At 63.5% G+C, this 24,930-nt stretch carries 21 protein-coding genes, 1 tRNA gene and 2 rRNA genes (1 of these 24 running past the window's edge); 15 read left to right on the top strand and 9 right to left on the bottom strand.

What is annotated here, in order from left to right:
* From NVV93_RS15710 to NVV93_RS15690, 5 genes are all read left to right on the top strand, one after another.
* A 23S ribosomal RNA gene (locus NVV93_RS15710) occupies positions 1 to 531 on the top strand; it begins 2,360 nt to the left of the window's first position.
* A gap of 139 nt (positions 532 to 670) precedes the next feature.
* A 5S ribosomal RNA gene (gene rrf, locus NVV93_RS15705) occupies positions 671 to 786 on the top strand.
* A gap of 166 nt (positions 787 to 952) precedes the next feature.
* A complete protein-coding gene (locus NVV93_RS15700) occupies positions 953 to 1,612 on the top strand; it encodes a paraquat-inducible protein A (protein ID WP_258251578.1) in 660 nt (219 codons plus the stop codon).
* A complete protein-coding gene (locus tag NVV93_RS15695; protein ID WP_258251577.1) occupies positions 1,599 to 2,219 on the top strand; it encodes a paraquat-inducible protein A in 621 nt (206 codons plus the stop codon). The genes NVV93_RS15700 and NVV93_RS15695 overlap by 14 nt, the downstream gene beginning before the upstream one ends.
* Positions 2,212 to 4,512 (top strand): PqiB family protein, encoded by a 2,301-nt coding sequence (locus NVV93_RS15690; protein WP_258251576.1) that lies wholly within the window; start codon positions 2,212 to 2,214, stop codon positions 4,510 to 4,512. The genes NVV93_RS15695 and NVV93_RS15690 overlap by 8 nt, the downstream gene beginning before the upstream one ends.
* 97 nt (positions 4,513 to 4,609) lie before the next feature.
* Here the strand turns inward: NVV93_RS15690 and mksF are convergent, their stop codons facing one another.
* The 3 genes from mksF to mksB form a co-directional block, all read right to left on the bottom strand.
* Entirely contained in the window at positions 4,610 to 7,441 is a 2,832-nt protein-coding gene (gene mksF / locus NVV93_RS15685) for an Mks condensin complex protein MksF (RefSeq protein WP_258251575.1), read from the bottom strand.
* Positions 7,438 to 8,133 (bottom strand): Mks condensin complex protein MksE, encoded by a 696-nt coding sequence (gene mksE / locus NVV93_RS15680; RefSeq protein WP_258251574.1) that lies wholly within the window; start codon positions 8,131 to 8,133, stop codon positions 7,438 to 7,440. Before mksE ends, mksF begins: the two co-directional genes overlap by 4 nt.
* 146 nt (positions 8,134 to 8,279) lie before the next feature.
* Complete coding sequence (gene mksB, locus NVV93_RS15675) at positions 8,280 to 9,515, bottom strand: Mks condensin complex protein MksB (RefSeq protein WP_258254393.1); 1,236 nt, start codon at positions 9,513 to 9,515, stop codon at positions 8,280 to 8,282.
* Positions 9,516 to 9,784: 269 nt separating this feature from the next.
* Between mksB and NVV93_RS15670 the strand changes: the two genes are divergently transcribed.
* The 10 genes from NVV93_RS15670 (at position 9,785) to can (ending at position 21,543) form a co-directional block, all read left to right on the top strand.
* On the top strand, positions 9,785 to 10,864 hold the full coding sequence (locus NVV93_RS15670) for a DUF6160 family protein (RefSeq protein WP_258251573.1): 1,080 nt from the start codon (positions 9,785 to 9,787) through the stop codon (positions 10,862 to 10,864).
* 2 nt (positions 10,865 to 10,866) lie between these two features.
* A complete protein-coding gene (locus NVV93_RS15665; protein WP_258251572.1) occupies positions 10,867 to 12,045 on the top strand; it encodes a hypothetical protein in 1,179 nt (392 codons plus the stop codon).
* Positions 12,032 to 12,640, top strand: coding sequence for a DUF6160 family protein (locus NVV93_RS15660; RefSeq protein ID WP_258251571.1), 609 nt, complete (start codon positions 12,032 to 12,034; stop codon positions 12,638 to 12,640). Before NVV93_RS15665 ends, NVV93_RS15660 begins: the two co-directional genes overlap by 14 nt.
* Before the next feature lie 11 nt (positions 12,641 to 12,651).
* Complete coding sequence (locus NVV93_RS15655; protein ID WP_258251570.1) at positions 12,652 to 15,015, top strand: DUF6160 family protein; 2,364 nt, start codon at positions 12,652 to 12,654, stop codon at positions 15,013 to 15,015.
* A 449-nt stretch (positions 15,016 to 15,464) separates the two neighbouring features.
* Complete coding sequence (locus NVV93_RS15650; RefSeq protein WP_258251569.1) at positions 15,465 to 16,562, top strand: carboxynorspermidine decarboxylase; 1,098 nt, start codon at positions 15,465 to 15,467, stop codon at positions 16,560 to 16,562.
* Positions 16,563 to 16,584: 22 nt separating this feature from the next.
* A complete protein-coding gene (locus NVV93_RS15645) occupies positions 16,585 to 17,829 on the top strand; it encodes a saccharopine dehydrogenase family protein (RefSeq protein ID WP_258251568.1) in 1,245 nt (414 codons plus the stop codon).
* A gap of 167 nt (positions 17,830 to 17,996) precedes the next feature.
* On the top strand, positions 17,997 to 18,809 hold the full coding sequence (locus NVV93_RS15640) for an energy transducer TonB (RefSeq protein WP_258251567.1): 813 nt from the start codon (positions 17,997 to 17,999) through the stop codon (positions 18,807 to 18,809).
* On the top strand, positions 18,802 to 19,254 hold the full coding sequence (gene rimI / locus NVV93_RS15635; protein WP_258251565.1) for a ribosomal protein S18-alanine N-acetyltransferase: 453 nt from the start codon (positions 18,802 to 18,804) through the stop codon (positions 19,252 to 19,254). Before NVV93_RS15640 ends, rimI begins: the two co-directional genes overlap by 8 nt.
* A 229-nt stretch (positions 19,255 to 19,483) precedes the next feature.
* Positions 19,484 to 20,827: a flavin monoamine oxidase family protein gene (locus NVV93_RS15630; RefSeq protein ID WP_258251564.1), complete on the top strand. Its 1,344-nt coding sequence runs from the start codon at positions 19,484 to 19,486 to the stop codon at positions 20,825 to 20,827.
* Between the two features lie 71 nt (positions 20,828 to 20,898).
* Entirely contained in the window at positions 20,899 to 21,543 is a 645-nt protein-coding gene (gene can / locus NVV93_RS15625; RefSeq protein ID WP_258251563.1) for a carbonate dehydratase, read from the top strand.
* 42 nt (positions 21,544 to 21,585) lie between these two features.
* On the opposite strand, the gene NVV93_RS15620 is transcribed toward can, so the two are convergent.
* From NVV93_RS15620 to NVV93_RS15595, 6 genes are all read right to left on the bottom strand, one after another.
* A complete protein-coding gene (locus NVV93_RS15620) occupies positions 21,586 to 21,999 on the bottom strand; it encodes a hypothetical protein (RefSeq protein WP_258251562.1) in 414 nt (137 codons plus the stop codon).
* 189 nt (positions 22,000 to 22,188) lie between these two features.
* Positions 22,189 to 22,265: transfer RNA gene (locus NVV93_RS15615), tRNA-Met, on the bottom strand.
* Between the two features lie 158 nt (positions 22,266 to 22,423).
* The gene (gene msrA / locus NVV93_RS15610; RefSeq protein ID WP_375162933.1) at positions 22,424 to 23,116 is read right to left on the bottom strand and encodes a peptide-methionine (S)-S-oxide reductase MsrA; all 693 of its coding nucleotides are present in this window, start codon (positions 23,114 to 23,116) and stop codon (positions 22,424 to 22,426) included.
* A gap of 75 nt (positions 23,117 to 23,191) precedes the next feature.
* Entirely contained in the window at positions 23,192 to 23,704 is a 513-nt protein-coding gene (msrB, locus tag NVV93_RS15605) for a peptide-methionine (R)-S-oxide reductase MsrB (protein ID WP_258251559.1), read from the bottom strand.
* 79 nt (positions 23,705 to 23,783) lie between these two features.
* Positions 23,784 to 24,062: a hypothetical protein gene (locus NVV93_RS15600; protein WP_258251558.1), complete on the bottom strand. Its 279-nt coding sequence runs from the start codon at positions 24,060 to 24,062 to the stop codon at positions 23,784 to 23,786.
* Between the two features lie 71 nt (positions 24,063 to 24,133).
* Positions 24,134 to 24,922 (bottom strand): molybdopterin-dependent oxidoreductase, encoded by a 789-nt coding sequence (locus NVV93_RS15595; RefSeq protein WP_258251557.1) that lies wholly within the window; start codon positions 24,920 to 24,922, stop codon positions 24,134 to 24,136.
* Positions 24,923 to 24,930 lie beyond the last annotated feature (8 nt).

The raw sequence follows: 24,930 nt of genomic DNA, 5'->3' as shown, positions 1-24,930 counted from the left end.
CGAAAGTAGGTCTTAGTGATCCGGTGGTTCTGTATGGAAGGGCCATCGCTCAACGGATAAAAGGTACTCCGGGGATAACAGGCTGATACCGCCCAAGAGTTCATATCGACGGCGGTGTTTGGCACCTCGATGTCGGCTCATCACATCCTGGGGCTGAAGCCGGTCCCAAGGGTATGGCTGTTCGCCATTTAAAGTGGTACGCGAGCTGGGTTTAGAACGTCGTGAGACAGTTCGGTCCCTATCTGCCGTGGACGTTTGAGATTTGAGAGGGGCTGACCTTAGTACGAGAGGACCGGGTTGGACGAACCTCTGGTGTTCCGGTTGTCACGCCAGTGGCATTGCCGGGTAGCTACGTTCGGAAAAGATAACCGCTGAAAGCATCTAAGCGGGAAACTTGCCTCAAGATGAGATCTCACTGGAGCCTTGAGCTCCCTAAAGGGCCGTCGAAGACTACGACGTTGATAGGTTGGGTGTGTAAGCGCTGTGAGGCGTTGAGCTAACCAATACTAATTGCCCGTGAGGCTTGACCATATAACACCCAAACAATTTGCGTGTTAGACGTCGAAGCCGACAATAAACCGAAAATTTGCAAGAACTCGCAATACCGCCGCAAGGCTCTATCACACACCCATTCGGGATGGCGTCTAACCACGACATCCCAACCCAATTGCTTGACGACCATAGAGCGTCGGAACCACCTGATCCCATCCCGAACTCAGTAGTGAAACGACTCATCGCCGATGGTAGTGTGGGGTCTCCCCATGTGAGAGTAGGTCATCGTCAAGCTTCTATCCCAAACCCCCGATTCGCTCACGCGAATCGGGGGTTTGTCTTTGGGCCGAGGAAGCTCAGGGCTGCTCTGGAGGCAGACTCGGCAAGCTACAGACTCAGCAATGGGCAGAGTTGATACGACCCCGTCTAAAATAGAGCCTTATCTTCAAGAGTCTTGCATATGCCAGATCCGGTCGATTCTCGTAGGTTATCTGAGCTCCCCTTGGAAGCGCTGACGGGCTGCCACGAGTGTGATTTGCTAATGTACAAGCCCCAGCTAGTGGACGGTGAAAGGGCCGAATGTCCGCGCTGTGGTTACGAGCTTTTCGCTTATCGCCATCAGGTGATTCGTCGCAGCATGGCGTTAGTGCTCGCTGCATTGCTGATGTATATACCCGCCAACTTCCTTCCCATCATGCGTCTTAATCTTCTCGGTCAAACCAGTCAGGATACCGTGTGGAGCGGTGTTATCAGTTTGTATGAGAGTGGCATGCAGGGACTCGCGCTACTGGTTTTTCTCTGCAGTATGGGAATACCGCTGCTCAAGTTGCTCTGCCAATTACTGGTGCTTTTAAGCATCCGCTGGAGCATTGGGCGTAGCTATGGCTTGGTGATCTATCGGATCTACCAACACTTGCGCGAGTGGGGAATGCTTGAGGTTTACTTGATGGGCACTTTGGTGGCCATCGTCAAACTGATCGATCTGGCAGAAGTTAGCCTGGGTATCGGCCTGGCAGGATTCGTCAGCTTATTGCTGCTGCAGGTCTGGCTGGAAGTGACCATGTCGCCACATCAAATCTGGGAAGCCTTGTCTGGGGAGGACGCTGTTGCGCGCCATTGATGCAGGGATTCTGATTTGCCCTGAATGCCACCAATTAAATCGGCAAATTGCACAGGAGGATAGCCAGACCTGCACGCGTTGTGGCTCGATAGTACATGCGCGGCGGCCCGATAGTCTGGTACGCACTTGGGCATTGTTGGTGACGGCAGCGATCCTTTATATCCCGGCCAATCTGCTCCCCATCATGACCGTCAGCACGCTGGGTAAAGGCGATCCGTCAACCATCATGGCGGGTGTGGTTGAGCTTATTAAGTACGGTATGTGGCCGATTGCTGCGGTTGTGTTTATCGCCAGCATCCTGGTGCCGACCTTCAAGTTGGTGGGGCTGTCCCTGCTGCTGTATTCGGTGCAGCGACATCAACCGATGTCGGAGAAGCGGCGCATCATCATGTACCGTTTTATTGAATGGATAGGGCGTTGGTCGATGCTCGATATCTTTGTAATCGCGATTCTGGTGACCTTGGTGAAATTCGGCAGTTTGGCCACGATTGAACCCAATTTTGGGGCTGTGGCTTTTGCCAGTGTGGTGGTTTTGACCATGCTGGCTGCTCTTACTTTTGAACCGCGGATGATTTGGGATAATACGGAGACGGATGACCATGAGTGATTTGCCTGCGGCGAAAGTTCGCCCCGCTTCCAGCTGGAATGCTATCTGGGTGCTGCCGCTGATTGCTCTGGTAATAGGCGGCTGGCTCGGCTGGCGTGCCTATAGCCAGGCCGGGATCGACATCGAGGTGTTCTTCGAGTCTGGCGATGGCCTCCAGGCCGGCAAGACCGAGGTGATGTACAAGGGCATGCCGATCGGCAAGGTCAAGGCCTTGGCCCTGGACAGCACTGGGGAAAAGCGCGGGGTGATCGCGACCATCGAGATGAACAAGGAGGTCGAGCCGCACCTGCGCAGCAATACCCGCTTCTGGCTGGTCAAGCCGAGCGTGACGCTGGCCGGCATCACCGGCCTGGAAACCCTGGTCTCCGGCAACTACATCGCGGTCAGTCCGGAGGACGGCGAGCCCACCCTGAAGTTCAAGGCGCTGGACGCGCCGCCGCCGCTGCCGGACGACCTCCCTGGCCTGCACCTGATCCTGAAGGCCGAGCGCCTCGGCTCGCTGAACCGCGACAGCCCGGTGTTCTACAAGCAGATCCAGGTCGGGCGGGTGAAGAGCTACACCTTGGCAGAGGATCAGAGCACCGTCGAAATCAAGGTCTTCATCGAGCCGGCCTACGCCAACCTGGTGCGCAAACACACGCGGTTCTGGAACGCCAGCGGGGTGACCGTCAATGCCGACCTCACCGGGCTGAAGGTGCGCACCGAGTCGCTGGCCAGCATCGTTGCCGGCGGCATCGCCTTCGCCACCCCGGAGAATCGCGCCGACAGCCCGCCCACCGACCCGAGCTTTCCCTTCCGCCTCTACGAGGACTTCGATGCGGCGCAGGCCGGGATCAAGGTCACCGTGACGCTGAGCGATTTCGACGGGCTGCAGGCCGGGCGTACCCCGGTCATGTTCAGCGGCATCCAGGTCGGCACGCTGAAGATGCTCAAGCTCAATGATGATGCGAAGAGTGCCACCGCCGAGCTGACCATGGCGCCGCAGGCCGAGGACTATCTGGTCGAGGGCACCGAGTTCTGGGTGGTCAAACCGTCCATCTCGCTGGGTGGCATCACCGGCCTGGAGGCGCTGGTCAAGGGCAACTACATCGCCGTGCGCCCTGGCGCCAAGGGCGAGGAGGCGCGCCGCGAATTCGTCGCGCTCAGCAAGGCGCCACCGCTGAACCTGGATGCTCCCGGCCTGCATCTGGTGCTGTCCAGCGACAGCCTCGGTTCGCTGCAGGTCGGCAGTCCGGTGCTCTATCGTCAGCTCAAAGTCGGCTCGGTGCAGAGTTTCCAGCTGTCCAGGGACCGTCGCCGGGTGCTGCTAGGCGTGCACATCGAACCGGAGTACGCCGCTCTGGTGAACAGTTCGACGCGCTTCTGGAACGCCAGTGGCATCACTCTCAGTGGCGGGCTGAGCGGTATCGAGGTCAAGAGCGAGTCATTGCAAAGCCTGCTGGCCGGCGGTATTGCCTTTGAAACCCCGGACGTGAAGGCGCCGGTGACCAAGCGTATTCAGCGCTTCCACCTGAACCCGGACCGCGAAAAGGCCCTGCAAAGCGGTCAGGCGATCCAGATTCGCGTCGACAGCGGCGACGGTTTGCGCCCTGGCATGCCGATTCGCTACAAGGGCCTGGATGTCGGCAAGGTCGAGACCGTCGAGCTGACCGACGACCTGCAGGGCGTGATCCTCAATGCGCGCATCACCGAAGGCGGCGAGCGCATCGCCCGTGCCGGCAGCCAGTTCTGGGTGGTCAAACCGGAAATCGGTCTGATCCGTACCGCCAATCTGGATACCCTGATCAGCGGGCAATACCTGCAGGTGCAACCGGCGAGCAAGCCCGGCGCCGTGCAGACCCGTTTCACCGTGCTCGGCCAAGCGCCGAGTCAGGCGGAGCGCGAAGCCGGGTTGAGTCTGGTGCTCAGCGCTTCGCGGCTGGGCTCGGTCAAGGAAGGCGTGCCGGTGACGTTCCGCGAAGTGCGGGTGGGCAAGGTGACCGGTTTCGAGCTGGGTGCCCAGGCCGACCAGGTGCTGATCCGGGTGCTCATCGAGCCGCGCTATGCGCCCCTGGTGCGCTTCGGCAGCCGTTTCTGGAACGCCAGCGGCATCGGCGTCGAGGCCGGGCTGTTCAAGGGCGTGCAGGTGCGCACCGAATCGCTGGAGGCCCTGGTCGCGGGCGGTATCGCCTTCGCCACCCCGGAGGGCGCGCAGATGGGCGCACCGGCCAAGCCAGGGCAGACGTTCGTGTTGTTCCCCGAAGTCGAGGACGAATGGCTGCGCTGGGCGCCGCGGATTTCGCTCGCCAAGTGAGCCAATGCCAGGCGCCGCGTTGGCGCCAGGCAAGAAAAACGCCGCTTACCGGGAAAGGTAAGCGGCGTTTTTTATGGCGCCCGTCTGAGTCGGTGCATCACGCTTCGGCGCGCTCCAGCGCTGGCTCCATGACGCTCGTCTTGGCCGTTTGGCGCGGTCTGATGAACTTCCAGTCGGCCTCATCGATGTAGATGCCGCTCGGCCCGCTGCCGCCTTCCAGGTCGATGGCCACATGCGCCGAGACCTGCGGCTTGACCGAGGCGAGGATCGGTACGAAGCCCAGCTGCAGGCTGGTCTCGATCAATGCCTGCTGGTTGCGCTCGTCGATGTCGGCCGCCTCGTCGAGGTAGTAGGGCAGGCGTACGCGTCCGGCCTGCTCGCGGTCCATCAGGTGCAGCAACAGGTACATGTTGGTCAGCGCCTTGATGGTCATGGTCGTGCCGTTCGAGGCCGCGCCGTCGATGTCGGTATGGATGACGGGCTGGCCACCGACCTTGGTGATCTCGAAGGCCAGCTCGAACAGGTCCTTCAACCCCAACTGGTTGTGATTGGCCGCCACCAGGCGCGATAGATAATCCTTGGCTTCTTCGTTTTTGGCGTCCTGATCGGCGCTCTGCGACAGGTCGAACACCGACAGGGTTTCGCCTTCCTCGTACTGGCCGGCGCTGTGGATGATCTGGTCGATGTGCTTGAGTGCCTCGCGGTTCGGCGCCAGGACGATGCGGAAGCTCTCCAGGTTGGAGACTTGACGACGGTTGATCTCGCGGTTGAACAGCGCCAGCTGGTGTTCCAGGTTGTCGTAGTCGCTGCGGATGTTGCGCAGCGTGCGGGCGATGTCGGTGACCGCCGCGCGTCTGGCCTTGGCTAGAGTGAGCGCCTCGTCCTGGCGGTGCGCGTAGGCGTTGATCAGCAGTTGCAGGCGGCGCTCGACGTCGTCCTCGCTGTCGAACTTGGCCACGCCCTTGAGGCGGATCTGCGCGTACAGCGCCTCGATCTGGCCGTCGACGCGCTGCAGCGCCTGCCAGCTGTCCTGGTAGTCATTGAGCAGCGGCAACAGGTTGTCCAGCGAGTCGTCCACCGGGTCCATGAACGGCGTGCCGAACGGTAGGTCGGCCGGCAGTAACTGGCGACGGCGCAAGGCGTCTTCCAGGGTGCGTTGCTTGGCTTCCAGGTCGGCCAGTTGCCGGCCAATTAGTTGCAGCTTGGCGGACAGCTGTTGGACGCGCTCGGCGAAGGCGTCGCTGGCCCGCTTGAGCTCGTCCTGGGCGGCTTCGCGCACGGCCAGCTGTTCCAGTTTGCTGGCCTCTTCGACACTCAATGTCTGGCAGCGACGGAAGTCTTCCAGGGCCTTTTGTGCATCCAGCACGGCTTGATACAGCTGCTCGGCCTGGGCCTTGCTGGCATGGCGATCGGCAGTCACCGCCTGTTGGGTCTTGAGCTGTTTCAGCTCCTTCTCCAGGCGCTCCTTCTGGTCGCGCAGTGCGGCGCGGTCGGCCAGTGCTTGCAGCGCCGGTGGTTCGATGTGCGACAGGTCGATGGACAGACCCGGCACTTCGAACTGGTTGCCTTTGAAATGATCGAGGACGTTTTCCACGGCCTTGATCCACGCATCGCCTTCAGTCTGGATGCCTTTTTCGCCCAACGGCAGGCTGAACAGCGCGCCGTTGAACAGGCGCATCAGGCGGTCGACATCGGCTTGCGAGAACTCCTCGCGCAGCCGGGCATAGCTGTTGTTGTCGGCGTGCTCGAGCTGCTGCTTGACCGACTTCAGGCGTTTTTCCAGGTCGCGCAGACGCTCGTCGAGATCTTCAGCGGAGAACTGCCGCGACTGCGCGAGGGCGCCGGCCAGCTCGTCGTGGGCGTCCTTGGCAGCGAGCAGTTGCTGTTCCAGCACCAGGGTGTCGTCGACCAGGGCGAAACGGTTTTTCAGTACTGCCAGCTCGCCGAGCCAGCGCTGGGTCTCGCTGATCTCGCGCTCCAGACGCATCAGTTCGGCGGTGCCGCTGCGCTGCTCGTGCTGCAGGCCGTCCTGCTGGCTGCGGTAGTGTTCGGCCTGGATCACCAACTCTTCCTTGCGCGCGCCGGCGTAGTCCTGCCAGGTGCCGAGCAGCGAGTCGAGCAGTGGCGAGAGGCGGTGCAGCTTGCCGCGCTGCAATTCGCGCTGGGCCACGCCAGCGGCCAGCGCCTCGACCAGCGGGCCGGCGGCGACCAGGGCTTGGTAATCGCTTTCCATGCGCCGCACATCGCGGAACGCCTCTTCGGTGGCGGCGATGTAGTCGACGCTACCCGAGCGCAGGCTGTGCTCGAAGGCATCGAGGAACAGCTGCTTGAGCTTGGCGGCGGTGATTTCGCGCATGTGCAGCAAGTTGATGAATAGCGCGCGGAAGGTCTTCAGGCTCTGTTCGCTGGTCGAACGCAGCGGAATCAGGGTCAGGTCGAGTGGCACCGAGGTGTGCCCGCCGACCAGCAGGCGGCGCAGTTCCTCGGGCTTCAGTTCATAGGCCTTGATGCCTTCGCGTTCGAGGTTGTTGAACAGCTCGCGCTGACGCAGGCAGGTGCCGTTTTTCTGGTAGTGCTCGAGATCCAGCTCGCCCTGATAGGCGAAAAACTGGTGGCCGAAGCCGCCGCCTGGACCGCGACCGGCCACGCCGATCACATGCGGGCCGTGGGGCAGGGCGACTTCGACGAGGATGTAGCTGGTATCCGTGGCGAAGTAGAACTTGCGAGATTGTTCGAGGCTGTACTTGCCGAAACTCATGTCCGACATGCGCGCCAGGATCGGGAACTGCAAGGCGTTGATCGACGCGGATTTGCCGAGGTTGTTGGCGCCGTACACCGACAGCGGATTCTCCAGCGGAAACAGGCCGAGGCTGTAGCCGGCAGTGTTGAGCAGGGCGAAGCGGCGAATGCCGTAGCGTTCCGTGGTCATGCTTCAGCCTCCAGCAGTGCTTGTTCTTCGGCGATGGCGCGGGCCAGGGCGTCGTCTTCGGATTCGGTATCGGTGGGCGCGTCGATGATCACGATTTCATCCTCGTCGGCGTCGTCCAGCAGCACCGGAGTCGGCAGCGGCAGGTCGCTGTGCAAGGTGGCGGCCAGATCGCGGTCCTGCTGCACGCTCAGGCACACATCGAGGAAGCGATGCATCGGCGGCAGGAAGCGGTACACGCCATTGTCTTCGCCGGCGAAACCGAGCTGGGTCATACGGCGCATGACCTTCTCTTCCAGTTCTTCCTGGGTGGTGACTTCGGCCTGCAGGAGCAGGTCGCGGTACTTCTCCAGCAGCGGCGGTAGTTCGTCGCGGCCGAGGCTGCCGCCATCCAGCACGGCCAGCGGGTCGCGGCCCTGGTCGGCGAGGTGCTCGACGAGAATGAAGGTGAACAGCGCCAGGCGTTGGGCGGTCTTGTTGACCTGCGCGCCCATCTGCTCGGGAACGAAGTAGTAGAAGCCGCGGCGGTCGCAGACCAGCTCGAAACCGAGCGCGCGGAACAGCGCGCGGTACTGGTCCTGCTGATTGGTCAGCTGGGCGTACAGCTCGGCATCACGCTGGCTGACGTGGTAGCCCTTGAATAGCTCGCGGAAGATCGGCGCCAGCTGGGAGAGTTCTTTGAGGTCGATGTTCATCGGCGTGCTCGGAAGTTAAACCTTGATCTCCCCTCGCCCATTTATGGGAGAGGGGCCGGGGGAGAGGGAGACAGGCGACACATGGCCCTCTCCCCAGCCCTCTCCCGCAGGCGGGAGAGGGAGCAGTCCGGTGTGGCGGGGAAGGCTCATGGCCTGCCCATCAGCGCATAGGAGCTCAGGCTGACCTGATGCTCGCGGGTCAGGTAGTCGCGGCGCTCCAGGCGCTCGCGCTGGAAGCGCGCATCCCGCGACAGGCGCGAGAACCAGTAGAGCAGTTCGTCGGTGGCGCCCTCCGGTTCCTGCTCGAGTAGCCAGACCATCAGGTCGGGTAGCGGCAGCGCCTGTTCGCAGCGGTCGAGCATTTCCCGGGCGGTCTGCGGCGCGCGTGGTGCGTCGCCCTTGCGTGTGCCGCTGGCCTTGGGGAATTGCGCCGGCTTCGGCTCGAAGCGGGCCAGGGCGTAGACGTAGGCTTCGACTTGCGAGGCATTGCCGAGGAAGGTGCTTTGCGGCCGCGAGAAGAGGGGTAGCGATGCTTGCGGCACGGCGTCCAGGCCCTTGCGGCGGATCGCCGCCAGCGCCAGTGCCGCTCCGCGGGTCACGGCGTTGTGCCGGCGCGCTTCTTCGCGCAGCGGCAGCAGCAGTTCGCGAGCGCGGCGCAGGGTCAGCTGGGCGGTGGTCTGCATCTCGAGGATGCGCGCGTGGGTGCGCAGCAGCAGGTCGTCGTCGACCAACTGGCCGAGGCGCTGCTGGTCGCCGAGCAGTTTCAGCAGTACCTGCTCGACGCGGCGTACGCCCTGCTCGAAGGCGCCGTCGGCGGCGACTAGCTGGATCATCGGCTCGACGTATTCGTCCCAGGTCGCCAGCACTTCGGCGTAGCGCTGACGCAGCGGGATCTGCCGGTCGCTGGTCTTGGCCCGCTCGGCGACGGCGACCAGCGCCTGTTCGTCGTTGGCCAGCTTCTTCAGTACATCGCGCACGCGCATATCCAGCAGACGCAGCTGGCGTGCCAGGTCGCCGGCGTCGCGGACCTCGAAGGCATCCTGGATATAGCCGGCCAGGCGCTCCAGGTGGCGCAGGTAGGCCTCGATCTCCAGGCACAGACCCAGGCGATGCTCACGGCGCAGGTAGGCGAGGAAATCGTGGATCTGCGCGTTCAGCTCGAAGCGGTTCGGGCTCTTGGCCACCGGGACGAGGATGTCCAGGCGAATCCACTGATCGAGCAGGGTGGTGATATCGACGGGGTTGCTGTCCGGCAATTGCGCCGCGAGCTGGCCGCGCAGTTCGATCAGGCTCAGGGTGCCCTGATCAAAGCGTTCGCACAGCGGCTCGAGCAACGTCCAGTGTTCGGCGAGGGCGCGCAGTACGCGCTTGGGGTCGATCATCGAGGGGCCGCTGGTCTGCCTGAGAAAGGAAAGGCCGGATTGTACTGCATCCATCGGGGCTGGCTTCACCCTCGAGCGATCGGAGGTTTGTACGTCCGTGCGGTGTTACGCGGTTGTGGCAATGGGTAACAGCCGCTGCGCCCGTTTGGCCGACTCAGTGCACGATTCTCGACTATGGGTCGGCCCGGCGCTTGGCGGCGCTGCTTATAGTGCTTACACGGATTCGAGTCGTCGCTGCTCGAGCAGAACAAGAATAAGCAGGTGTTCGTATGCCGCTGTCCTTTCGTCCTTTAGGCCGCCTTATCGTCCTGCTTGCCGCCAGCCTGTTGGCTGTCAGCGCCCAAGCGCAGCTGCAGGCGCTGGAAGACCACGAGTTGTCGAACATCACCGGCCAGGCCTTCATCAACCTGAGCACCGAGAGCGCCAACGGCATCAATTACTCGCGCATCAATTTCGGCATGGATGTGAATACCCAGCTCAATATCAACAAGCTCGAGCTGGGCAACTACGCGCGCACCGGCGAGACGGTCCCGGCGGACCTCTCGATCAACAACTTCGCCCTCGGCACGGTCAACGCCGACGACAGCATCAACCCGTTCCTGATCCGCAACCCCTACCTGGAACTGGCCTACAAGGACAGCAAGGTGGTCGGCGTGCGCATCGGCTTCGGCGAGGCGCAGGGCTTCCTGTCCGGCGACATCAACAGCTTCACCGGCAACCTGGCGATCGATATCTATGGTACCGGCCAATACCTGGCCCAGCAGATCAAGGCGCAGAACGGCTGCGGTACGATCGATCTGCGCATCAACTGCACCCTGGCAGGCGCGCTCAACCTGTTGTCCAGCGATGCGACGTTCAAGGCCCAGGCCGAACTGGTCTGTGGCCCGGCCATGAGCAACTGCAACGCAGGTAACCCCGATGCCCTGCGCGCCCTGTACGCTGGCCTCAAGGACGGTACCGTCCTGACCATTCCGGAGAACAACGGCTTGGGTTCGGTGCTGGTGTCTGCCCTGCTGCCTTTGATTACCTCCCAGGACTGCTCGATCGTCGGTCTGACTTCCTGCTTCAAACTGAGCGACTACAAGACCCTGCCGGTCGGCAAGTTCGACACCACCACCCAGCAGTTCACCGACACCGCCAAGGGCGTATTCATCGCCATGCAGACCGAGAACCTCAACTGGCGCGACCCGCAGAACGCCAACAACTTCATTACCGCGCTGGCTGGTGCGTTCATGAACATGCCGCGGAACGCCGATGGCTCAGGTGCGGTAACGCTTGATTTTGTGCAGGCGCTGCAGGGGGCTGCTCGCCAGGACACCTGCCTCGGTGCTGCGACCCACGGGTGCTGAACATGCGCCGCCTGAGTTGCCTCGCCCTCGCCCTGCTGAGCTTCGCCGCCCAGGCCGAACTGCGCGAGCTGGACGACGGACAGATGGCCGAAGTGCAGGGTGCCGGCTTCGGCTTCGTCCTCGACCAGGTGCTGATGGACGCCAGCGGCGCCAAGATCACTGTCAACGACATCACCCGCAGCAACGGCACCACCACTGAGAACATGCCGATCAAGGTCTCCGAGTTCTACCTCGGCGCCGCCGGCAGCAACAAGGGCGCGACCCTGACACCGGTCAGCGTCGGCCGGCTCAACTATCCGTTCACCCTCAGCCTGGACAAGGGCGAGGCGATGCGCACTTTCAGCGAGACCTACACCCTGCAGAGCAAGCCGGTCACCGAGGGCGGCGAGCCCAAGACCGTGCAGTACTGGGGGCCGAGCGGCACCAGTCAGTGGGTGCAGACCACCCCGGACAACGTCGCCGTGCTCGGCCTGACGTTCCCCGAACGGCTGCAGACCGGTGGCGGCGAGTGCATCGCCGGCTACACCCGCGCCGGTAGCAATTGCTCCAGCCGGGCCAGCGAGAAGGCCGACCTTGGCCTGCGGCTGGACTTCGAGGTGGCCAAGAGTGCCCGCACCGACGTGCTCAATATCGACATCGGCCAATTGGCGATGGACGGCTCCTACCTGCGCCTGTGGGGCGACAAGGCCCGCGCGCAACTGGTCGGCGAAATGCGCCTCAACCTGTTCGCCAAGACCCTCGACATCAGCATTTGCAGCATGGGTACCGGGCAAACGGACTGCAGCCCTGCCGCGGCACTGGCGGGCACCGTCTACACCAGCAACAGCTTCGCCAACATCGCCCTCGGCTTCGGCAAGCTGCAGCCGCTGCTGTTCGACGTGACCAGCGACGGCCAGTTCGTCCTTGAGCTGCTCAGTCCGGTGGATACTGCACTCAACCAGACTCAGCGCAACGCCCAGGCGGCCGACTACTACGCCAATGCGCCGCGCACCAGCCTGGTGTTCGACAACCTCAACGTCGGCCTCGGCCGTCCACCGGCGAACGGTTTCGCAAACATGCCGGCGGCTGCCGCCGGTGCCGGCAACGGCGGGTACACCGGCGGCGGCTACAACCTCGGTCGCAACGAGATTTCCGGGCTGACCATCAACTACATGAGGGCGACCAGCCATGACCTGCGCTAGAGCCGTGCTGGGCCTGTTGCTGGTGCCGCTGCTGGCGCACGCCGAACTGCAGCCGCTGGCCGACGAATCGCTCAGCCAGATGAGTGGCCAGGGCGGGGTGTATCTGTCCGGTGAGTTCAGCATCAACAAGGACGGCGGCGCGCTGTGGAGCACACCGGCGAGCAATAACCCGGCGCAGTGGACCGCCAGCCAGCGCAGTTGCGCCAGCGGCGGTACCTCGGCGGCGGTCGAGGCCTGCGGCATGCGCCTGGCGATCCGCTCCGAGGCCGCCGGCGGCTGGTACGTGCTGGACAACCTCAAGGGTATCTTCAGCTTCGAAGGTCTGACCCTGCGCACGCGCACCATCAACAGCGGCTTCAATGGCGACGGGGTCGGCTTCAATCAAGAGGTACTGGAGTTCGGCCTGCCCAACGAGCTGCGCTGGAAGCAGGGCAGTTTCGCCTTCGGCGTGGCCAACCAGGGCGGCTGGCGCAACAAGGCGATCAGCGCGGCCAGCGGCGGCGATCCGAGCTACCAGCAGACCAACATCTTCTCGGCGCAGATCGACGGCAGCATTCGCATGCAAGGCAATGTGCTGGTGTTTCCGAAGAACTGAGGGAGTCGTCCATGCGTAAGACCCTGCTGCTGCTGCCGCTGCTGTTCAGCCCGCTGAGCCAGGCCATGCAGGCACTCGACGACGAAAGCCTGTCCGGGGTCTCCGGGCGCGACGGCATCAGCATGGAAACCACCGGCAGCGGCTGGTCGGCGAGCAGCCTCAGCTACAGCGACGACGGCCAGAGCATCGCCCTCAAGGAGGTCAGCGACCGTCCGCAGAGCGCCGGCAGCAAAACCACCACCAGCCTCGACGTGAGCAACGGCCAGCTGCGCATCGAGCACGCCGCCGCGCCGCAGGTGCTCAACATCAACAACGTCGAAATGGCCGGCAGCAGCAAGAGTTTCGGCGCCTTTAAGGCCTTCTACACCCTGGGTGCCAGCCTCAAGCTGAAGGGCGGTGGGGCCAGTGGGGTGACGGGCTTCGCGGTCGACGACAGCCGCCTGTCGCTGCGCGACGTGACCTTCTACTACCGCGACAACGGCCTCGACCTGATCGTCAACGGCCCGTCCTTCGACCTGTACCTGAACAACGCCTACGTCGACATCGTCAACGGCGGCAGCGGCCAGCGCGTCCAGCTGAACCTCGGCACCACCCGGCTGGTCGGCCAGCTCGGCGGCATCAGTCTGGATCTGGCGCACAGCGAGCCGGCTGGCCTGAGCGTGACGCCGAGCACCCCGGACACCCGCGACCCTAACTACCTGCGCAGCCTCGGCCAGATCAAGCTCGACCTCAACCTCGGCGGCAGCCTCAGCATCGGTGGCGGTGGCGGTGGGGCCAGCGGCAGCGGCCTGCGCATCCTGCCCAACGTCACCATCGCCAACAGCCTGTTCGAGTACACCGACGAGGGCGTGCTGCGCGCGGAGAACTTCGGCGGGGTGCTGAGCAGCAGCTCCGGGCTGACCCTCGATCTGGAACAGGATGCCGGTGGCAGCTACGCCAAGGTGGCCTTCGCCGACCTACGCCTGAACGCCACCCTCGGCGGCCTGGTGATCGGCAACGCGGCCAACCAGAAACTCGGCAGCCTGGCCATCGACCTCAATTTCCAGGACGACGGCGTGCGGCAGAACTGGCTGAAGCTGCGCCCCGGCGGCGACCCATCATCCGGGCTCAAGGGGGTGAGCGCCGACCTCAGCTGGAACATGGTCAACAGCTCGCTATCGCTCACCGATAATGGCAACAGCTTGTGGTTCAGCGGCCTGCGCACCCACGGCAGCGGCCTGATCACCGTCGACCTGACCAAGAACTGCGCCGCCGCCGGCAACGGCTGCCACCCGAGCATCTGGGGCGGTGCCGACCAAGGCAGCTACGCCGGTCACTTCGACGGCCTGCGCCTGGGCCTGAACAACGTCAAGGGCAGTTACAGTTTCGACGGCCTGCGCGTCGGCACCGCCAACGCACCGCTGCAGGGTGGCACCGAGCTGCTGGTGCTGATGGAGATCTTCCCGGCCTTCGACTTCAACCTCAACGGCCAGTTGACCATCCAGCCCGGCGGCTCGGTCGGCAACGGCCTGCGCTACAACGCCGACTTCTTTATCAGCGAGTCGCGCGCGGCGATCACCGTCGACGAGACCGGCAAGGGCCTGTGGCTGGACGGGATGAACTACGACATGCACTTTCGCGGCGGCAGCCTGGATGTCAGCAGCGGCACCGGCGTGGCGGGCGATAAGGGCGGGATCGAGCTGCGCAAGGGCACCTATTGGTCGAAGCTGGATGTTTCCAACGTGCGCTGGGGTGATCGCGCCACCGGCACCAGCCTCGGTCGCATCGTTCTCAAGCGCTACGAAAGCGGTTCGACCCTGGCGCTCAGCTCAGGTGGCGCGGGTGCGCTGTGCGTGGGCGGGGCCGGCAGCAGCGCGGCGGCCTGTTCGGCCAGCGGCGGGCGCTGGGAAGATCGCGGCAACGAAGGGGTGTCGGTCAAACTGAAAAGCGTATTGGTCCGCGACACCAGCGGTAACCCGGCCACTACGGTGTCGACCAACGACAAGCGCAACCAGCTGATCTGGGAAACTAATCGCCAGAAAGACAGCAACGGCAAGGACATCAACGGCAGCGGCAGCCAGCTGGTGGTCGACAACTTCTATACCGCCGATGGCGACGTCGCCAATCCGAACAAGAATGACTATGGCCTGCAGCTCGACCTCAACCTCGACGTCGCGCAGACCAAGGTCAAGGTCAAGAGCGGGCCGAACGCCGGGCAGAGTGTGACGCCGGACCCGCTGGGTTTCGCGGTCAACGGACAGATTCGCTTCAAGGAAATCAACGTCGATCGCCTGCAGAGCGTCCATCCCACCGGCGGCGCCACCACCGCCATGTACGGCATCAAGGCGCAGAACGCCGATATCCGCGCCAACCTCACCGCCACACCGATCAACTGAGCCGCTCGAACACCGCGTTCGGCCTCGGCGGGTTACGCTGTAGGCTAACCCGCCCTACACAAGCCCCGACACCTGCTCGAAACCGTAGGGTGGGTTAGCCGCGCAGCGGCGTAACCCACCAGCGTTGTCGGCATGCGCTCGATCGGGCTGACCAGGGATGCTGGAGATCCAGATTCCGCGCTGACCGCTTCCCGGATTGCATCCGGGCTACGGCTGGCTGTCGTCTGATTGTCACGCCCGAAAGGCATTCTGCGCAGCGCGCCATTCACCTATCTTCACCACGTGGCGAGGCCTGCAGAACGTGCGTGAGTGCGTCACCAATGGTCAGCAGACTGACGAAATGCCATCAATGGACTTTCGATATGCGCCGGTTGTCGGCACAATTCGCCTCCGCTTTTCCGGGTGGGGGCCGCGCGGTTCCTGCCGGCTGACTTTGCATGGGGGCAGAGATGATTAAGACGCCGTACTACCTCATCGACAAACAGAAGCTGCTGGGCAACTTGCAGAAGATCGCTTATGTGCGCGAGCAATCGGGTGCCAAGGCGTTGCTGGCGCTGAAGTGCTTCGCCACCTGGTCGGTATTCGACCTGATGCAGCAGTACATGGACGGCACCACGTCGTCGTCGCTGTACGAGCTCAAGCTCGGCCGCGAAAAGTTCGCCGGCGAGACCCACGCCTACAGCGTGGCCTGGGCCGACGACGAGATCGACGAGATGCTCGTCAACTGCGACAAGATCATCTTCAACTCGATCGGCCAGCTGCAGCGCTTCGATGAAGCGTCGGCCGGTGCGATTCGCGGTCTGCGGGTCAATCCGCAGGTCAGCAGCTCGGATTATCTGCTCGCCGACCCGGCGCGGCCGTTCAGTCGCCTGGGCGAGTGGGACCCGGAAAAGATCGCCGCAGTGATCGGCAAGATCTCCGGTTTCATGTTCCACAACAATTGCGAGAACAGCGACTTCGGTCTGTTCGACCAGATGCTCGGGACCATCGAGGAACGCTTCGGTCACCTCTTGCATCAGGTCGAATGGGTGAGCCTCGGCGGCGGCATTCATTTCACCGGGGAAGGCTATCCGCTGGATGCGTTTTGCGCGCGGCTCAAGGCTTTCGCCGAGCGCTACGGCGTGCAGGTGTATCTGGAGCCGGGCGAAGCGGCCATCACCCAGAGCGCCTCGCTGGAAGTCTCGGTGCTCGACACCCTGTACAACGGCAAGCATCTGGCGGTGGTCGATAGCTCGATCGAAGCGCACATGCTCGATCTGCTGATCTATCGGCTCGATGCCAAAATGGCGCCCTGCGACGGCGAACATACCTACATGGTGTGCGGCAAGTCGTGCCTGGCCGGGGATATTTTCGGCGAATACCGTTTCGATCGGCCGCTGGCCATCGGCGATCGCCTGTCGTTCATCGACGCGGCGGGTTACACGATGGTCAAGAAAAACTGGTTCAACGGACTCAAGATGCCGGCCATCGCCGTGCGCCAGCTCGACGGCAGCGTCGAAGTGGTTCGCGAGTTCGGTTTTGCCGATTACCTGCACAGCCTGTCTTGAGGCTGGCAGCGAGGGGAAATAGATGAAAAAGAATGTACTGATCATCGGTGCCGGAGGTGTGGCCAAGGTTGTGGCCCATAAGTGCGCGCAACATAACGACGAGCTTGGCGAAATCGCCATCGCCTCACGCAACATCGCCAAGTGCCAGGCGATCATCGACAGCGTCAACGCCAAGGGCGCCCTCAAGGTGCCGGCTGAGATCCGCGCTTACAGCCTGGATGCGCTGGACGTCGAAGCAACCAAGGCACTGATCCGCGAAACCGCTTCGCAGATCGTTATCAACGTCGGCTCGGCGTTCCTCAACATGGCGGTGCTGCGCGCCTGCATCGACACCGGCGTGGCCTACCTGGACACCGCGATCCACGAAGAGCCGGGCAAGGTCTGCGAAACGCCGCCGTGGTACGCCAACTACGAGTGGAAACACCTCGAGGAATGCGCGGCCAAGAACGTCACCGCGATCCTCGGCGTCGGCTTCGATCCGGGCGTGGTGAACGCCTACGCGGCGTTGGCCCAGCAGCAGTATTTCGATCAGATCGACTCGATCGACATCCTCGACGTGAATGCCGGCTCGCACGGCAAATACTTCGCCACCAACTTCGACCCGGAAATCAATTTCCGCGAGTTCACCGGGCAAGTCTGGAGCTGGCAGAACGCCGAGTGGACCAGCAACAGCATGTTCGAGGTCAAGCGCACCGACGACCTACCGGTGGTCGGCGAGCAGAGCCTGTACCTGACCGGGCATGACGAAGTGCACTCGCTGTCCAAGCACCTCAAGGTGCCGAACGTGCGTTTCTGGATGAGCTTCGGCGAGCATTACATCAATGTGTTCACCGTGCTGAATAACCTCGGCCTGCTTTCCGAGCAACCGGTCACCACCGCCGAAGGGGTGAGCGTGGTACCGCTCAAGGTGGTCAAGGCCGTGTTGCCCGATCCGGCCTCGCTGGCGCCGGGCTACAGCGGCAAGACCTGCATCGGCGATCTGGTCAAAGGCCAGAAGAACGGCCAGGCGCGTGAAGTATTCATCTACAACGTCGCCGACCACGTCGACGCGTTCGTCGAGACTGACAGCCAAGGCATTTCCTACACCGCCGGAGTGCCGCCGGTAGCCGCGGCGCTGCTGGTCGCCCGTGGTGAGTGGGATGCACAGCGCATGGTCAACGTCGAAGAGCTGCCGGCCGAGCCGTTCCTCAAGCTGCTCGACGTGATGGGTCTGCCGACCCGCATCAAGGACGAGCACGGCGACCGTCCCTGGGATCAGCCGCTCTGATCAACTTGGCACCCGGGCCATCAGGGCTCGGGCGCCAGGCTTCCCGCTCGCGACGTTTCACGCGACAATCGCGCATCCATCCCGCGCCGCTCCAGGATCTCCAGCATGAGCCCCAGACTTGCCATGACCCACGCTGCTCTCGGAGCGACTCTTCAGGTGCTGCGCAGTTGATTCCCGAACTGCGCCGCCGCGCCTATCTGAGTGCCATGCAGGTGGCCGCTTGGCTGCCGCGGGTGACGCTGCCATTCGCCGCGCCCTCGCGTGCCGAGTTGCTGGCACCGCAGCCGGTCGACAGCCAAGGCGCCAAACCCGTGCTACCGGCAATCGTGGAAGCGCCGGTCGCGGCAGCCGAAGTCGTCGTGCCGCGCAGCGCAGAACGGGCTCCGCAGGAACGCCTGCCCCAGGAAAGACCACGGGTCACTCTGCCGACCCCGGTAGCCGCCGAGCCCAGCGTCGAAGCGCAGCCCGCTGAAAGCACCGCGCCCGTGCGCCAGGCGCCGCCGCGCTTCGCCCTGCAACTGCTGCGTTCCGATCGCTGTTTGCTGCTGGTCGAGCTGCCCACCGGTGAGCCGTTGGAGCGCCGCGATCCGGCTTATCTGCTGCTCAAGGATCTACTGCGCGCCGCCGGCCTATCGGACAGCCCGCAGTTGCTTGGCGAGCCGGTGCGCTGGCCGCTTATGACGCGCGGCTCGATGGATCAAGGCCCGCAAGCGGCGCTGGAATATGTGCAGAGCTTCGTTGCCGCGCAGCTTGAGCAACAGGCGGACTGCGTCTGCCTATGGCTGGTCGGCCTGCCGGCGGTGCGTTTCGCCGGCGAGGCAGATGCCGAGGCGTTCAACCGCGAGCTACAGATCGACGGCCTGGGCCATGCCTGGGCGCTACCCGGATTGGAGTTGTTGATGGACGAGCCGGCACGCAAAGCCGAGTTGTGGCGCGCCATGCGCCGGGTAATGCGCCGCTGGCAGGTTGCCAATGAGTGATGCAGTGGTGTTCCGCCGGATGACCGAGGCGGATCTGGAAACGGTACTGAAAGTCGAATACGCCGCGTTCAGCCATCCGTGGACCCGCGGGATCTTTCAGGATGCACTGAACTCCTACGACTGTTGGGTGATGTTCGAAGGCGGCCAGCAGGTCGGTCACGGGGTGATCAACGTGATCATCGACGAAGCACATCTGCTCAATATCACCGTCAAACCGCAAAGCCAGGGTCGCGGCCTGGGTCTGCTGCTGCTCGAGCACCTGATGCGCCGATCTCTGGAGCTCAACGCCGGGGTGTGCTTTCTCGAGGTGCGCGCCAGCAACCAGTCGGCCTACCGGCTGTACGAGCGCTACGGCTTCAACGAAGTGGGCCGGCGGCGCGATTACTACCCGGCGGTCGGCGGGCGTGAAGACGCGCTGGTGATGGCCTGCACACTGCTCGACTAACAACTAGTCCTGGTCCGGACGGCGCTTCTCCGGCTGTCCATCGAGCGAATCGACTTCTGCCAGTTCGGCCTCATCGAGACCATCGCTGCCACCGATGTCGTCTTCGCCGACGATGCTCAGATCGTAATCCGCCTGCCGATTTGCCTCGCGCTTTTGGCATTCATGGGCTGTTGCGGCAACTTGGTACTGACGTACTCTTTGGCAGGCGCTGGATCAGGGGAGGGCGCGTATGAGCGATGCCGAGGTAATCGTCGTAGGCGCCGGGATTTCCGGGCTGACCGCCGCCTGGCGGCTGGCCCAGGCCGGCAAGCGGGTGCGCGTGCTGGAAGCCAATGGGCGCGTCGGCGGGCGCACGCTGAATCACCGATTTGATAGCGGCGAGGTGGTGGAGGTCGGCGGTCAGTGGGTCGGGCCGACCCAGGAACGTATCCTCGGTCTGCTCGGCGAACTCGGTCTGCAGACCTTTCCACTGTGGAATCAGGGCGACAACCTGACTCTGTTCGGCGGCAAGCTGAAACCCTATCGCGGCACCATTCCGCGCTTCGCCCCGCATGTGCTGCTCGATGTGTTGCAGGCCCAGCTGCGTCTGGATCGCCTGGCCCGGCAAATTCCGCTGGATGATCCGAGTCGCCATCCGCGCGCCGCCGAATGGGACCGCATGAGCTTCGCCGAGTGGATTCGCCGCAGCCTGAAAACCGCCCATGGCCGCCAGGTGATGGAGCTGGTCAGCGGCGCGGTGTTCGCCGCGGCGCCGCACGATCTGTCGTTTCTCCATGTGCTGTTCTACATTCGCAGCGGCACCGATCTGGACACCCTGCTCGGCGTGGCCAACGGCGCGCAGCAGGACCGCATCGTCGGCGGCTCGCAGCGCATTTGCACGGAATTGGCCGAGCGTCTCGGCACCGCCGTGCAGCTCGATCAGCCGGTGCGCGCGCTGCGCCATAACGCCAGCGGCGTCGAGCTGATCACCGACAGCGGCACGCATCGAGCGGAGCGGGTGATTTTCGCCATCCCGCCGACCTTGCTGCTGCGCATTACCCAGGAGCCGCTGCTGCCGGGCTGGCGCGACCAACTGCTGCAGCGCCAGCCGCAAGGCTCAGTAATCAAATGCATGGCCTTGTACGACACGCCGTTCTGGCGTACGCGTGGCTTGTCCGGGCAGGTGACCAGCGAGCGTGGCCCGGTGCGCCTGACCTTCGACAACAGCCTGCCCGATTCGCCAAAAGGCGTGTTGATGGGCTTTATCGAAGGCGACGAGGCCCGTCAGTGGAGCGCCGCACCGGCCGCCGAACGCCGCACGGTGGTGCTCGAATGTTTCGCCCGCTACTTCGGCGACGCGGCGCTGCAGCCGTTGGAGTACGTCGACCAATGCTGGGCCGACGAGCCCTTCGCGCGTGGCTGCTATGCGGCGCTGTTTCCGCCCGGGCTATGGACCAGCGGTGCGGCGCGCCTGCGTGAGCCGTTCGGCCGTGTGCATTTCGCCGGCACCGAGACGGCGACGCGCTGGATGGGCTACTTCGATGGCGCCGTGCAGGCCGGGGAGCGCGCCGCGGCCGAAGTGCTCGCGGTGTGACGCGGGTCGCCAGCGGCTTGTCAAAGCGCCGCACGCTTCGTAAGGTGCGCCAGCGGACAAGAGGATGAGCAATGAGCGATCTACAGCAACTACTGGACAACAACGCCCGTTGGGCCGAAGCGATCAAGGAAGAAGACCCCCAGTTCTTCGAGAAGCTGGCCAAGCAACAGACGCCGGAATACCTGTGGATCGGCTGCTCGGACGCGCGGGTGCCGGCCAACGAGATCGTCGGCATGCTGCCCGGCGACCTGTTCGTCCACCGCAACGTCGCCAACGTGGTGCTGCACACCGACCTCAACTGCCTGTCGGTGATCCAGTACGCGGTGGATGTGCTCAAGGTCAAACATATCCTGGTCACCGGCCACTACGGCTGCGGCGGGGTACGCGCGTCGATGCAGGACACCCAGTTCGGCCTGATCGACGGCTGGCTGCGCAGCATCCGCGACCTGGCCTACGAGCAGCGCGAACACCTGGCTCAGTTCGCCACCGAGGAAGAGCGGGTCGACCGCCTCTGCGAGTTGAACGTGGTGCAGCAGGTGGCTAACGTCAGCCACACCACCATCGTCCAGAACGCCTGGCACCGCGGTCAGGAGCTGGCGGTGCACGGCTGCATCTACGGCATCAAAGACGGCCGCTGGAAAAACCTCAACGTCACCGTCAGCGGCCTCGAACAACTGCCGCCGCAATACCGCCTGCGCCCGATGAGCGCGAACTGAAGCAATTAAGGTGAGAGCAGCGGAAGCGCTGGCTGGGCGCGCTTAGCCCTGGCGGGCGTTGACGCTGCGGGTGGCGGCGGGGAGTTGCGGTGGCAGACGCTTGCTGCTGTCGATCTGCAGGCTCTGCGGTATTGCCGAACCGAGCTTGGGCGAGAAACTCTCGCCGATCAGCTTCACCGTGAAGGTCGCCAGCAGCAGGTTGAACAGGAACCAGGTGAGCATCAGGCCAACCCCGCCAAGCCAGATACCCAGGGCGATCTGCAGCGTCAGGCTGCGCTGGCGAGCGGGGCGCCGAACCTCGGGCTGGCGGTAATCGTCCAGCTCATCCATTCCCATCGACTCGCCCTCGCGAGCACTGAAACTTTCCAACCGCGTACGCTTGTCCCGCTCCATCCTGCTGCCCATCCGCTTCGGTGAATGCTTGTTGGACTGCTCGGCGCGAAGCTGAGTTCGCACGGCGCACAGCCAATCGGGTTGTCTCTTAACGAGCTGCTGTTGTCATTCGCCGCGCGGTCGCCGTGTAGCGAAGCACTAAAGGGAGCGGCTTGTAGTGGCCGGTTATGCTCTTTTGTCCACTGAAGCGCGGGCGTAATAACTACCCCAGAAAGCACAAAGGCCTACCTTTCGGTAAGCCTTTGTCTTGTATGGTGGCTACGCAGGGACTTGAACCCCGGACCCCAGCATTATGAATGCCGTGCTCTAACCAACTGAGCTACGTAGCCATTTGAGGCGCGCATTATTCTAGCGGTCGGGCAGGCTGTCAAGCTTTGGTCTGATGAATTTTCTGCGCGCGATCAAATGCTTAGATCATGCACCTGGGGCCGGTAGGCGGCTCAGGCGACGCGTCCGGGTCGGTCGCGCTTTGCCAGCGCTGCCATGTCTATGGATTGACCAGCACCGGCTCGGGCCGATAGCGCGCGGCGAACAGCTTGGCCAGGTTGTCGATCTTCGGTTGGTCGTTGATCACGATGTACATGCTTTGCGGGTTATGGACCAGGTAGTCCTGGTGATAGGCCTCGGCGGGGTAGAAGCCCTTGAGCGCTTCGATAGTGGTGGCTAGCGGTTTGGCGTAGACACCGGTTTGGTTCAGTTGGGCGATGTAGGCCCGGACGATCTGCCGCTGCTGTTCGCTGCTGGTAAAGACGGTGGAGCGGTACTGCGTGCCCGAGTCCGGGCCTTGGCGGTTCAACTGGGTGGGGTCATGGGCGACCGAGAAGTAGATCTGCAGCAGTTGCCCGTAGCTGATCTGCGTCGGGTCATAGCTGACCTGCACCGCTTCGGCGTGCTTGGTGGCGCCCGCGCTGACGTCCTCGTAGTTAGCGCTGCTTACGTCGCCGCCGGCGTAACCGGACAACGCCTGGGTGACGCCGGTGACGTGCTGGAACACTGCTTGTACGCCCCAGAAACAGCCGCCGGCAAAGACTGCGGTGGCGCTGTGGGTCGGCACTGCCGGCTCATCAAGAGTCGGGGGTGGAATGACGAACGCCTGCTCGGCGGCGTGTCCGCCACGCAGACCGCTGAGCAGCACCGCGGCGACTAGTGCGGCTGCGCCCAGCCAGTAGAGGGCCGGCATGTAGGGGCGGGCGAGGGTGGTAGTGGATGGCGATCTGTTCATGATGGGTCTCCGGAATCGAGCGGGGAGCGCCGATCAGGCGGGGCGGAAGGTCATGGCCACGCCGTTCATGCAGTAACGCAGGCCGGTAGGCTTGGGGCCGTCATCGAAGACATGGCCGAGGTGCCCGCCGCAGCGGCTGCAATGCACTGCGGTGCGCAGCATGCCGAGGCTCTGGTCGCGGGTTTCGCCAACGGCGTTGGGCAGCGGTTGATAGAAGCTCGGCCAGCCGGTGCCGCTGTCGAATTTGCTCTCCGAGGCGAACAGGTCCTGCTGGCAACCGGCGCAGGCGAACGTGCCTTGCCGGTGTTCCTCGTTAAGTGCGCTGGAGTAGGCGCGTTCGGTGCCTTCTTCGCGCAATACCCGGAACTGCTCCGCGGTCAGCAGCTCGCGCCATTCGCTGTCGCTGTGGGTCACGGCGAACGCTGCCTCGCCGGCCGCGTGCGCTTGGTTGATCAGGCCGGACTGCCGCGCCCAACTGCCAAACAGGCCGGCCGCGAGCAGGCCCGAGGCGGCGGCCGTCAATATCGATCTACGGGTGTAGCGCATGGTGCCCTCCCAAGGGAGTTACGTGCCGGCCGCGGTGGGTCGGCATGCTGCGATGAGTATCCGGGCAGGATCGGGGCGGTTAGTAGCCCGACGGTTTGGCAGGCTTGGTGTCCTTGGTGTCCTTGGACATGCCGTCTTTCGACATGCTGTCGTGCTTGGTGTCGGCTTTGCTGTCCTTGGACATGCTGTCGTGCTTCATGCCGTCCTTGCTGTTCTGGCCCATCGGGTCGTTGGACATGCTGCCTTTGTCGGTGCCGTCTTTGCCGGTGTCATCCTTGTTCATGTCTTCGCCGGCCAAGACGCTGGCAGCGCCCAAGGCCAGGCACATGGAAAGGATGGTTGCGGTGAGCTTTTTCATGCTGTCACTCCTTCGAGCGTGGGGTGGAAAGACGCGCAACCGGTGTCGCGCGCGGTGCTTGGCGTGGCCGCTCAGCTGCCGGCAAACCAGTTGTAGCCTTGGTCTTCCCAGTAACCGCCGGGGTAGGTGTTGCTGACGAAAATCGCCTGGATGTGCTTGGGATTCTTGTAGCCAAGCTTGGTCGGCATGCGCAGCTTCATCGGGAAGCCGTACTCGCGCGGCAGCCGGTGGCCATCGAAGCTCAATGTGAGCTGGGTCTGCGCATGCAGGGCGGTGGGCATGTCGATGCTGGTGTAGTAGTCGTCGGCGCACTTGAAGCCGACGAACTTGGCGGTGGTGTCGGCGCCGATGCGTTGCAGGAAGTCGGAGAAGCGCACGCCGCCCCAGCGGCCGATGGCGCTCCAGCCTTCGACGCAGATGTGCCGGGTGATCTGCTCGGTCTGCGCCATGGCGCGCAGTTCTTCGAGCCGCCAGCTGCGCTTGTCGGCGACTAGTCCGCTGATTTCCAGGCGATAGCTGTCCTCTTCGACGTTGGGCGCCTCGTCGATACCGTAGAAGGCGTTGAACGGAAACGGCCGGGTGATCATCGACTCGGGATAGGTCGGGGCCATGGCGTTAGGGTCGAAGATCCAGGCCTGGGCGCGGTCGTTGAAGCGCGAGATGGCCATCAGCGCCGTCTCGACGCTGTTGTTGTCGGTCAAGTTGCAACCCGACAACATGGCTACGCCGCCGAGGGTCAAGGTGCGCAGCAGGAAGGCGCGGCGCGCCGGTTGCTCGATCTGCGGGGCGAGGATCTGGCGGGCGTCCTTGAGGATCGAATCAGCATCCAGATCCAGGCGCGGGCGTTTTCCGATAGGCATGGCGACTC

The sequence above is a fragment of the Pseudomonas sp. LS44 genome (assembly GCF_024730785.1).
Taxonomy (GTDB): domain Bacteria; phylum Pseudomonadota; class Gammaproteobacteria; order Pseudomonadales; family Pseudomonadaceae; genus Aquipseudomonas.
The sequence above is the reverse complement of the archived record's forward strand: the minus strand, read 5'-3'. Positions and strand labels throughout refer to the sequence as shown.